The organism is Lysobacter defluvii IMMIB APB-9 = DSM 18482 (assembly GCF_000423325.1).
Taxonomy (GTDB): domain Bacteria; phylum Pseudomonadota; class Gammaproteobacteria; order Xanthomonadales; family Xanthomonadaceae; genus Novilysobacter; species Novilysobacter defluvii.
Genome location: NZ_AUHT01000004.1, coordinates 179,787 through 190,955 on the forward strand (window position 1 = coordinate 179,787; position 11,169 = coordinate 190,955).

10 protein-coding genes are annotated in these 11,169 nt (G+C 69.6%); 3 read left to right on the forward strand and 7 right to left on the reverse strand.

All coding sequences use genetic code 11. The features are described 5' to 3' along the window. Nucleotides 1-8 precede the first annotated feature (8 nt). On the forward strand, nt 9-1,061 hold the full coding sequence (gene mtnA, locus G545_RS0101010; protein WP_027068762.1) for an S-methyl-5-thioribose-1-phosphate isomerase: 1,053 nt from the start codon (nt 9-11) through the stop codon (nt 1,059-1,061). A 5-nt stretch (nt 1,062-1,066) separates the two neighbouring features. Here the strand turns inward: mtnA and G545_RS14870 are convergent, their stop codons facing one another. Continuing rightward, a complete protein-coding gene (locus G545_RS14870) occupies nt 1,067-1,864 on the reverse strand; it encodes a CPBP family intramembrane glutamic endopeptidase (protein ID WP_052106524.1) in 798 nt (265 codons plus the stop codon). A gap of 123 nt (nt 1,865-1,987) precedes the next feature. Between G545_RS14870 and gyrA the strand changes: the two genes are divergently transcribed. Further along, entirely contained in the window at nt 1,988-4,618 is a 2,631-nt protein-coding gene (gene gyrA, locus G545_RS13110; protein WP_052106525.1) for a DNA gyrase subunit A, read from the forward strand. Between the two features lie 70 nt (nt 4,619-4,688). Here the strand turns inward: gyrA and G545_RS0101025 are convergent, their stop codons facing one another. Further along, nucleotides 4,689-5,171, reverse strand: coding sequence for a peroxiredoxin (locus G545_RS0101025; RefSeq protein WP_027068763.1), 483 nt, complete (start codon nt 5,169-5,171; stop codon nt 4,689-4,691). 112 nt (nt 5,172-5,283) lie between these two features. Here G545_RS0101025 and G545_RS0101030 point away from each other — a divergent pair, with 112 nt between their 5' ends. Beyond that, nucleotides 5,284-6,195 (forward strand): DnaJ C-terminal domain-containing protein, encoded by a 912-nt coding sequence (locus tag G545_RS0101030; RefSeq protein WP_027068764.1) that lies wholly within the window; start codon nt 5,284-5,286, stop codon nt 6,193-6,195. A 4-nt stretch (nt 6,196-6,199) separates the two neighbouring features. On the opposite strand, the gene pilH is transcribed toward G545_RS0101030, so the two are convergent. From pilH to sucB, 5 genes are all read right to left on the reverse strand, one after another. Then, complete coding sequence (pilH, locus tag G545_RS0101035; RefSeq protein ID WP_027068765.1) at nt 6,200-6,565, reverse strand: twitching motility response regulator PilH; 366 nt, start codon at nt 6,563-6,565, stop codon at nt 6,200-6,202. A gap of 59 nt (nt 6,566-6,624) precedes the next feature. Then, nucleotides 6,625-7,659, reverse strand: a complete 1,035-nt coding sequence (locus tag G545_RS0101040) for a YhdH/YhfP family quinone oxidoreductase (RefSeq protein ID WP_197050176.1) — start codon at nt 7,657-7,659, stop codon at nt 6,625-6,627. 19 nt (nt 7,660-7,678) lie between these two features. Next, nucleotides 7,679-8,272: an LOG family protein gene (locus G545_RS0101045; RefSeq protein ID WP_027068767.1), complete on the reverse strand. Its 594-nt coding sequence runs from the start codon at nt 8,270-8,272 to the stop codon at nt 7,679-7,681. 181 nt (nt 8,273-8,453) lie between these two features. Then, nucleotides 8,454-9,890 (reverse strand): dihydrolipoyl dehydrogenase, encoded by a 1,437-nt coding sequence (gene lpdA, locus G545_RS0101050; protein ID WP_027068768.1) that lies wholly within the window; start codon nt 9,888-9,890, stop codon nt 8,454-8,456. A 25-nt stretch (nt 9,891-9,915) separates the two neighbouring features. Next, nucleotides 9,916-11,136 carry a dihydrolipoyllysine-residue succinyltransferase gene (gene sucB, locus G545_RS0101055; RefSeq protein ID WP_027068769.1) on the reverse strand — a complete coding sequence of 407 codons (1,221 nt, stop codon included), beginning with the start codon at nt 11,134-11,136 and terminating at the stop codon, nt 9,916-9,918. Nucleotides 11,137-11,169 lie beyond the last annotated feature (33 nt).

Genomic DNA, 11,169 nt, shown 5'->3' on the forward strand with positions numbered 1-11,169 from the left:
ATTGCGGGATGGATGACATCGACTTCGACCGCTACGACCGGATCCGGCCGATCCGCTGGACCGGGGAGGCGCTGGAACTGCTGGACCAGCGCAGGCTGCCCTTCGAGGTCGACTACGTGCGCTGCCTCACCAGCTCCGAGGTCGCCGCGGCGATCCATGCGCTGACCGTGCGTGGTGCGCCGGCGATCGGCATCGCCGCGGCCTGGGGCGTCGTGCTGGCGTCGCGGGCCGTGGAGGCGCTCGATGGCGGGGAGGCAGCGGTGAAGCTGCAGCCGGCGATCGAGGAGCTCAATGCCGCCCGCCCGACCGCGGTGAACCTGGGCTGGGCACTGGCGCGCATGCGCGCGGCGCTGCTCACCGCCGGCCAGGACTGGCGCGCCGCGCTGGAAGCACAGGCACATGCGATCGCCGCGGACGACCTGGCGGCCAACCGTCGCATGGGCGCACTGGGTGCCGCGCTGATCGAGCCCGGCAGCAACGTGCTGACCCACTGCAACACCGGCTCGCTCGCCACGGCCGGTTTTGGTACCGCGTTGGGGGTGATCCGTGCAGGCGTGGCGCAGGGTCGGATCGGGCAGGTGTATGCGGGCGAGACCCGGCCGTGGCTGCAGGGCGCGCGCCTGACCGCCTGGGAGCTGCAGCAGGACGGCATCGCGCCGACCCTCGTGGCCGATGCCGCGGCGGCCCACCTGATGCGGACCGGCCGGGTGCAGTGGGTGGTCGTCGGCGCGGACCGGATCTGCGCCAACGGCGATACCGCCAACAAGATCGGGACCTACCAGCTCGCCATCTCGGCGCGGCACCACGGCGTGCGGTTCATGGTGGCCGCGCCTTCGTCGACGGTGGACATGGCGACGCCCTCGGGCGACGCGATCGACATCGAGGAGCGCGACCCGGGCGAGCTGTTCGGGCTGGGCGGCGTGCGCACGGCGGCGGCGGACATCCGGGCCTGGAACCCGGTCTTCGACGTCACCCCGCATGGGCTGATCGATGCGATCGTGACCGAGCGCGGGGTGATCGAGCGCCCCGACGAAGAGGCGATGCGCGTCGCGTTCGGCTGACCGCCTCAGCCGGCCCGGGGCAGCGGCGCGGGCCGCAGCCAGTCGAAGCCGCCGCGCAGCCGGTCGAACAGCACGCCCGCGACGACCGCCGGTGCCAGGGTGAAGGCAGCGAACAGCAGCAAGGGCTGGTTCACCACCTGGAAATGGCCCTGCGCGACCAGCAACTGCGTGGTGGTCATCCAGGCGGCGTGCATGCCCATCGACATCCACGGCGAGCCCGACAGTGCCCTCACCACGCCGAGGATCACGCCGAGGCCGGGAATGAACATCCACGCCTGCGGCGAGGACAGCGCCCCGATCAGCCAGGCGAACGCGGTGAAGGCCAGTGCCTGCAGCAGGACGGCCAGCCAGGGCGCCAGGCGGCGGCCGAGCATGCCCTGCAGGTAGCCGCGGAAGGCCAGCTCCTCCGGGATCGCCTCGCCGAGCAGCACCGCGGGCAGCAGCCAGGCAAGGGTGGCCAGGACCGGGCCGGCGCCGGAAAGTGGCTCGATCCGGACCAGGCCAGCCACTGCCAGTGCCATGACGGCGAGGGCGGCGGGGACCAGCCAGACCAGCGCACCGAGTGCGAATTCCCGCATGGCCGCCCGCCCGGCGGCCATGCGCAGGTCGCTCCAGCGCAGGCGGTCCACCCGCAGCAGCAACGCCAGCACCGCGAGCGTCGTGAGGGTGACGAGCAGGCCGGTCAGGAGGCGCTGCAAGGGGCCCGGTTCAGGCATTCCGCCCACCCGGAAGGCGAACGTCCAGGCCACCCAGGCGGCAAGCAGCAGAAGCGTGGCGCGAAGTGCGGTTTTCAGGGCGGACATCCTGCTCTCCTCCGTTGCAAGTCCTTGTTTTCGCGACGTGACAGCGGGGCTCCGGAAGCCCCGCTGTGCTATCATTTCACGTCTTTTGCACGCTGCCCGAAAAGGGCCTGAAACGGAAACCCGATGGTCGAATCCGCCAAGGAAATCATCCCGGTAAACCTCGAGGACGAGATGCGCCGCAGCTACCTCGATTACGCGATGAGCGTGATCGTGGGGCGCGCGCTCCCGGACATCCGCGACGGGCTCAAGCCGGTGCATCGCCGGGTGCTGTACGCCATGAACGAGCTCGGCGCCCACAGCAACAAGCCGTACTACAAGTCGGCGCGAATCGTCGGCGACGTGATCGGTAAATACCACCCGCACGGCGACTCGGCGGTCTACGACACGCTGGTGCGCATGGCCCAGCCGTTCTCGCTGCGCTACATGCTGGTGGACGGGCAGGGCAACTTCGGTTCGATCGACGGCGACTCGGCCGCGGCGATGCGTTACACCGAGGCGCGGATGTCGCGCCTCAGCCACCAGCTGATGGCGGACATCGACAAGGAAACCGTCGACTTCCAGCCCAACTACGACGAGAAGGAACTCGAGCCCTCGGTCATGCCGACCCGGGTACCGAACCTGCTGGTCAATGGCTCGGCGGGCATCGCGGTGGGCATGGCGACCAACATCCCCCCGCACAACCTGTGCGAGGTGGTGGACGCGACCATCGCGCTGATCGACAACCCGGAGATCGACGTCGACGGGCTGATGGAGCACCTGCCGGGTCCCGACTTCCCGACCGCCGGCATCATCAACGGCACCTCGGGGATCGTTGCCGCCTACCGCACCGGCCGCGGCCGGGTGCGCATGCGCGCCCGTGCGGAGATCGAGGTGGCCGACAACGGCCGCGAGTCGATCATCGTCAACGAGATCCCGTACCAGGTGAACAAGGCCCGGCTGATCGAGAAGATCGCCGAGCTGGTCAAGGAGAAGCGCCTGGAAGGCATCAGCGAGCTGCGCGACGAGTCCGACAAGGACGGCATGCGCATCTACATCGAGGTCAAGCGCGGCGAATCGGCCGACGTCGTGCTCAACAACCTCTACCAGCAGACCCAGCTGGAGTCGGTCTTCGGCATCAACATGGTCGCCCTGGTGGACGGCCGGCCCAGGCTGGTGAACCTGAAGGAGGTGCTGGAGGCGTTCGTGCGCCACCGCCGCGAGGTGGTCACCCGCCGCACCATCTTCGAGCTGCGCAAGGCCCGTGCCCGTGCCCACGTGCTCGAGGGCCTGACCGTCGCGCTGGCGAACATCGACGAGATGATCGAGCTGATCAAGACCTCGCCGACGCCGGTGGAGGCGCGCGAGCGCATGCTCGCCCGCACCTGGGAACCCGGCCTGGTCGCCGCCCTGCTGCAGTCGGCCGGCGCCGATGCCTCGCGCCCGGAGGACCTGCCCAGGGGCGTGGGCCTGATCGACGGCCAGTACCGCCTGACCGAGACCCAGGCCCAGCAGATCCTGGAGATGCGCCTGCACCGCCTGACCGGGCTGGAGCAGGAGAAGCTCACCGACGAGTACCGCCAGCTGCTGGACACCATCCGCGGGCTGATCGAGATCCTGGAGGACCCCGAGGTCCTGCTGGAGGTGATCCGCACCGAGCTGCGCGAGCTGCGCGAGGAATTCGGCGACGAGCGCCGCAGCGAGATCCGCGAGAGCGAGGAGGACCTGGACATCCTCGACCTCATCGCCCCCGAGGACGTGGTGGTTACGCTCTCGCACACCGGCTATGCCAAGCGCCAGCCGGTGACCAGCTACCGCGCGCAGAAGCGCGGCGGCCGGGGCCGCAACGCGGCGTCGATGAAGGACGAGGACTTCATCGAGCGCCTGTGGCTGGTCAACACCCATGACACCCTGCTGACCTTCACCAGCGCCGGCCGGGTGTTCTGGCTGCCGGTGCACCAGCTGCCGGACGCGGGGCCGAACGCCCGCGGGCGGCCGATCATCAACTGGATCCCGCTGGAGGAGGGCGAGCTGGTGCAGGCGGTCCTGCCGGTGCGCGAGTACCGCGAGGACTGCTACGTGTTCTTCGCCACCCGCAACGGCACGGTCAAGAAGACCCCGCTGACCGAGTACGCCTACCGCCTGCAGCGCGGCAAGATCGCCATCAACCTCGACGAGGGCGACGAGCTGGTCAACGTCGAGCTGACCGATGGCAGCCACGACATCATGCTGTTCTCCAGCCAGGGCAAGGCGGTGCGCTTCGCCGAGTCCGAGGTCCGTCCGATGGGGCGGACGGCCACCGGCGTACGCGGCATGCGCCTGCCAGAGGGCGAGCACGTGGTGAGCCTGGTCGTGGTCGACGGCGACGGCGACATCCTGACGGCGACCGCGCGCGGCTTCGGCAAGCGCACGCCGCTGGAGGAGTACGCCCGCAAGGGCCGCGGCATCCAGGGCGTGACGGCGATCCGGACCACCGAGCGCAACGGCCGGCTGGTCGGCGCGATCCAGCTCACCGAGGAGCACGAGGTGCTGCTGATCTCCGACGCCGGGACCCTGGTGCGGACCCGTGCCGCGGAGATCTCCCAGGTCAGCCGCAACACCCAGGGCGTGACCCTGATGCGGGTGGGCGAGGGCGAGACCCTGCAGGCGATCGAGCGCCTGGATGCCTCCCTCGACGAGGACGAGCTGGCCGGCGCCGGGGAAGAGGGCGACGTCCCGGCGGCCACGCCGGAGCAGCCCGGCGGCACCGCCACCGACCAGCCCGACGCCGGCGCCTGACGGCGGCCGGGATCCGGGTGGACGTGAAGGGGCCGGCATTGCCGGCCCCTTCCGCATTCCGGGGAGGCGCTCAGCCCAGCTGCTGCAGCATGTGCTCCGCGGAGGAGACGCGGTACTCGCCCGGCGCTTCCACGAACAGCTCGCGCACCACCCCGTCCTCGATCAGCATGGCGAAGCGCTTGGCGCGCGTGCCCATCCCGTAGCCGCTGGCATCGAGCTCCAGCCCCAGCGCCCGGGTGAACTCGGCATTGCCGTCGGCGAGCATCGTCAGCCCGTCCGGCACGCCCTGGCTCTCGCCCCAGGCCTGCATCACGAAGGGATCGTTGACCGACAGGCAGGCCACATCGACACCGCGGTCGCGGAACTGCTGGAAATTCTGGACGAAGCCGGGCAGGTGCTGCTCCGAGCAGGTGGGGGTGAACGCGCCCGGGACCGCGAACAGCACGGTCCGGCCCTCGCCGAACAGGGCCCGGGTGTCCACGGTTTCAACGCCCCCGTTGGCGATGCGCTGGAGGGGGACCTCGGGAAGGGCGTCGCCGGGCTGGATGCTCATGGTGGTTTCTCCGTTGCGAAAGCCGGCAGTGTATCCGCTAGGCCCGCGGCACCTTGAAGCCGGTGCCCGGCGTGACCATGTTGGGCCGGTACCTTGCAGTTCGGAGTGATCGATGCAGTTCAAGGACTACTACGGGATCCTCGGCGTGGAGCCCAGCGCGGGCGAGGCGGAGATCAAGACCGCTTACCGCAGGCTCGCGCGCAAGTACCACCCCGACGTCAGCAAGGAGGCCGATGCCGAGGAGCGCTTCAAGGCGGTGAACGAGGCCTACGAGGCGCTGCGCGATCCGCAGAAGCGGGCCGCCTACGACCAGTTGCGCTCGCGCGGCTACCGGCCCGGCGACGAGGTCCGTCCGCCCCCGGGCGGGTTCGGGGGCGGTGGCTTCGACGGCATGGACTTCGAGGAGATCTTCGCCGGCGGCGGTGCCGGCGGCGGCTTCAGCGACTTCTTCGAGGAGCTGTTCGGCCGGGGCCGCGGCGCGGGTTTCGGTGGCGGCTACCAGCAGCCCGGCGCGCGGGCCGCGCGCGATACCCGCGCCAAGCTGTCGGTCCCGCTGGAGAACGTCTATTCGGGCGGCCCGGTGCGCATCAACGTCGGCGGGAAGGCCTTCGACCTGAAGATCCCGAGGGGCATCCACGAGGGCAAGTCGATCCGGCTGGCGGGGCAGGGCAGTGGCGGCGGCGACCTGCTGCTGGAGATCGAGTACGCGGCCCATCCGCGCTTCGAGGTGGACGGGCGCAACATCATCCACGTGCTGCCCGTCGCGCCGTGGGAAGCGGCGCTGGGCGCCACCATCACCGTGCCTACGCTGGGCGGCGACGTCGAGCTGCGGATACCGCCGGGCTCGGAAGCCGGGCGCAAGCTGCGCCTGCGCGGCCGGGGACTGCCGGGGCGGCCCGGCGAGGCCGACGGCGACCAGGTAGTGGAGCTCGAAGTACTGGCGCCGGTCCCGCGCGGCGAGGCCCAGACCCGGGCCTACGAACAGATGCGCGACGCGTTCGGGGACTCCTGGCGCCGCGCCTGAGGCCTCAGCCCGGAAGCAGCTGGGAGATCACTTCCCCCAGGTCGGCCTCGTTGAAGGGCTTGGTGATGTAGGCGCGCGCGCCCTGGCGCATGCCCCAGACCCGGTCGGTGTCCTGGTCCTTGGTGGTGACCAGCACGACCGGGATATGGCGCGTGGCCTCGTCCCGGCAGATCGAACGGGTGGCCTGGAAGCCGTTGAGGTTGGGCATGACCACGTCCATCAGGACCAGGTCGGGCAGCTCGCGCCGGGTGATCTCCACGCCTTCGGCGCCATCTTCCGCGGTCAGCGCCTCATGGCCGAGTTTCTCGACGATGCGACGGATGCCCATCAGCTGGGATGGGGAGTCGTCGACGATGAGGATGCGGGCCATGGTTGCTCCGTTGCGTGACGCGTCGATTGTAGCTGCGCGACGTTGCGTGGCAAGGCGTGTCACAAGGTGACGAGTGTGCGCCCAAGCGAGCCGCCCGCGAGCATCGTTTCGAACACCCCGGGCAGCCCCTCCAGCCCGACCTCGCGGGTGCAGATGCGCTCCAGGTGGTCCGGCTTCCAGTCACTGGCCAGGTGCTGCCAGACCGCTTCGCGGATGTCGCGGGCGGTGCCCGCGGAGGCGACGCCCAGCAGGGACACCCCGCGGATGATGAAGGGCATCACGGTGGCGTCCAGTGCGTGGGACGCGGCCAGCCCCGCGCTGGCGACGTTGCCGTAGGGCACGGTCTGCGCAAGCAGGCTCGACAGCATCGGCCCACCGACGTTGTCGAGGCCGCCTCCGAACCGCGCCGACTCCATCGGGCGGGTGGTGGCCAGCGCGTCGCGCCCGAGCACCTCGCTTGCGCCGAGCCCGTGCAGGTAGTCGTGCTGGTCGGCCTTGCCGCTGACCGCGTGCACCTCGAAGCCCGCCTTGCGGAAGATCGCCACCGCCAGCGAGCCGACGCCGCCGGTCGCGCCGGTGACCACCAGCGGGCCCATCTCCGGGCGCTGGCGGTTCTCGACCATGCGGAACAGGGCCAGCGCGGCGGTGAAGCCCGCGGTGCCGAGGATCATGCTCTCGCGCAGCGCCAGCCCCGCCGGCAGCGGGATCGCCCACTTCGCCTCCAGCCGGACGTAGCGGCTGTAGCCGCCGTCGCGGGTTTCGCTGAGGCCGCATCCCGTGACCAGCACCGCGTCGCCCTCGCGGAAGGCGGGGTCACTGGAACGCACCACGTGCCCGGCGACGTCGATGCCGCCCACGAGCGGGAAGCGGCGCAGGATCTTCCCCTTGCCGGTGCCCGCCAGGGCGTCCTTGAAGTTGACCGACGAGTGCACCGCCTCGATCACCACCTCGCCCGGCGCGAGGTCGTCCAGCGAGACCTGCTCGATGCCGCTGCGGTAGCCGGCGTCGTCGTTGTGGATGCGGAAGGCGTCGAAGCGGGCGGGGATGCTCACGGTGCAAGGCACTCCGGGTGGGGGAAGGCCATTGTGCGACATCGCCCGCGGGAAGGGACCCTCAGCGCAGGGCAGTGCGCTTCTTGCCCTCGAGCCACTTGGCGCTGGGCAGCGGCCGGTACGCGCGCATCCACGCCAGCATGGCGTCGACGTCGTCGCCCAGCCACAGGTCCTGGCGCTGCTCCGGATGGACGAAGCGCTCGCCCACCATCCGGTCCATCATCGCCGCCAGCGGCTGGTAGAAGCCCGCGACATCCAGGAACGCGCAGGGCCGGTCACCGATGCCCAGCTGCCGCCAGGTGAGCATCTCGAACATCTCCTCCAGCGTCCCGAACCCGCCCGGCAGCGCCACGAACCCGTCGGCCAGGTCGAACATCCGCTGCTTGCGCTGGTGCATGTTGGCGACCACCTCCAACCGCGTCGCCCCGCGGTGCGCCATCTCCAGGTTCACCAACTGCTCCGGGATCACCCCCGTGACCTCGCCACCCGCCTCGAGCACCGCATCGGCGACGATCCCCATCAACCCCACGTTGCCCCCGCCGTACACCAGCCCCAGCCCTTCCTCCGCCAGCCGCCTTCCGACCAGCGCCGCCGCCTCCGCGAACCGTGGATCGGCACCCGCATTGGACCCGCAATACACACAGATGGAACGCATTCGCTGACTCCAAAACGAAACTGCCGGCGTCCTCACGGGATCACCGGCAGAGAGTGAGAGGGCGTTGGTGCCACAAGCCCCGTCCGCGACCTTCGGCCGCATGGACGCGGCCGAAGAGCTTACATGGACGTACTCGCAGCGTGTCGCGGACGGGGCTTGTGGTGCCAACGCTCCCCGCGAGTCAGTTCGCCTTGTGGATCGCCCGCTTGTCCACAGCCATGGCCGCATCGTGGATCACCTCCGCCAGGCTCGGATGCGCATGGCAGATCCGCGCCAGGTCGTCGGCCGACCCCTTGAACTCCATCGTCAGCACGCCCTCGTGCACCAGCTCCGACACGTTCGCGCCCACCAGGTGCATGCCCAGCACCCGGTCGGTCTCCGCGTGCGCCAGCACCTTCACGAAGCCGGCCGGCTCCGCCATGGCGACCGCACGGCCATTGGCCGCGAACGGGAAGCTGCCGGACTTGTACGGGATCCCCTCGTCCTTGAGCTGTTGCTCGGTCTTGCCCACCCAGGCCAGCTCCGGCTCGGTGTAGATGACCCAGGGGATGGTGTCCAGGTTGACGTGGCCGGGCAGGCCGGCGATCAGCTCGGCCACCGCGATGCCTTCCTCGAAGCCCTTGTGGGCGAGCATCGGGCCGCGCACGCAGTCACCGACCGCCCAGACGCCGTCGACGCCGGTGTGGCAGTGCTCGTCGACCTCGATCCGGCCGCGGTCGTCCAGCTTCACGCCGCAGTCGTCGGACAGCAGGCCCTTCGACGCGGCCTTGCGGCCCACGGCGACCAGCAGCTTGTCGAACACCAGCGTCTCCTCGCCCTTCTTGCCGGTGTAGGTGACATGGACCTCCTTGCCCTCGGCGCCGTCGCGGACCTCGGCCTTGCTGACCTTGGCACCGACCCGGATGTCCAGGCCCTGCTTCTTGAACTCGCGCGCGGCGACCTTCGAGACCTCGGCGTCGGCCGCGGCCAGGAAGCTGTCGACGGCCTCGAGCACGACGACCTCGGAACCCAGGCGGTTCCACACGCTGCCCAGCTCGAGGCCGATCACGCCGGCGCCGATCACGCCCAGGCGCTTCGGGGTGGACTGGAAGTCCAGCGCGCCGACGTTGTCGACGATGGTCTCGCCATCGAACTTCGCGAACGGCAGCTCGATCGACTCCGATCCGGCGGCCAGGATGACGTTGGTGCCCTTGAGCTCCACCTCGCTGCCGTCGTGCTGGCGGACCTTGACCACGTTGCCCTTGTGGAGGGTGCCGAAGCCGTAGTACGGCGTGACCTTGTTGGCCTTGAACAGCTGCGCGATGCCACCGGTGAACTGGGTGACGATCTTGTCCTTGCGGCCGATCATCGTCGGCACGTCGATCGAGGCGTCCTTCGTGCTGATGCCGTGCTGGTCGAAGATGTGGCCGAGGTTCCAAAACTGGCGCGAGCTGTCGAGCAGCGCCTTGGACGGGATGCAGCCCACGCGCAGGCAGGTGCCGCCCAGCGCCGGCTTGCCGTCCTTGCCCTGGCCGGCGTCGATGCACGCGGTCTTCAGGCCCAGCTGGGCGGCGCGGATGGCGGCGTGGTAGCCCGCGGGGCCCCCGCCGATGACAACAACGTCGTAGTTCTCAGACATCTTCGGTTCCTTCAATTCGGCGGGTTCAGAGATCCAGCAGCATGCGCTGCGGGTTCTCGAGCTGGTTCTTGATGTCGACCAGGAACAGCACCGCGTCCTTGCCGTCGATGATGCGGTGGTCGTAGCTGATGGCCACGTACATCATCGGGGCGGCGGTGACCTGGCCGTTCTCGACGATGGCCTGCTCCTTGATCGCGTGCATGCCGAGGATCGCGCTCTGCGGCGGATTGACGATCGGGGTCGAGAACAGCGAGCCGAAGGTGCCGCCGTTGGTGATGGTGAAGGTGCCGCCCTGCAGGTCGTCCAGGGTCAGCTTGCCGTCGCGGGCGCGGGTGGCGTAGTCGGCGATCTGCTTCTCGATCTCGGCGAAGCCCATCGACTCGGCGTTGCGCAGGACCGGCGTGACCAGGCCCTTCTCGGTCGACACGGCGATCGAGATGTCGGCGTAGCCGTGGTAGATGATGTCGTTCTCGTCCACCGAGGCATTGACGATCGGGTAGCGCTGCAGGGCGTTGGCCACGGCCTTGACGAAGAAGCTCATGAAGCCGAGCTTGATGCCGTGGGCCTTCTGGAAGGCCTCGCCATGCTGCTTGCGCATGTCCATGACCGCCTTCATGTTGATCTCGTTGAACGAGGTCAGCATGGCGATCGAGTCCTTGGAGTGCATCAGGCGCTCGGCGATGCGGGCGCGCATGCGGGTCATCGGCACGCGCTCTTCCGGGCGGTTGCCGCCGGCCTTCCCGGCGCCTGCGTTGCGGGCGTAGTTGAGCAGGTCTTCCTTGGTCACCGCGCCACGGCGGCCGGTGCCCTCGACGTTCGCCGGGTCGATGCCCTCGCTGACGGCGGTGAAGCGCGCGCCCGGGGGCAGGTCGCCGGTCTTGCCACCGGACTGCGGCGCCGCCGCCGGGGCCGGTGCGGCCTTCTTCTCTTCCTTGCCGCCGGCTTCCGGCTTGTCGTCCTTCGCCTTCGCCTCGTCCTTGCCGCCCTTGTCGCCGCCCTCGGCGACCGCGCCTGCCTCGACGATCGCCAGCACCTGTTCGCTGGTCACGGTGTCGCCGGACTCGTACTTGATCTCCTTGAGCACGCCGTCGACGGGGGAGGGGACCTCCAGCACGACCTTGTCGGTCTCGAGGTCGACCAGGTTCTCGTCACGGCTGACGGCGTCGCCGGGCTTCTTGTGCCAGGTGGCGATGGTGGCGTCGGAGACGGATTCGGGCAGTACCGGAACTTTGATCTCGGTGCTCATGGGCTTTGCATCCTGAAGTCTTGGAATGGGGCG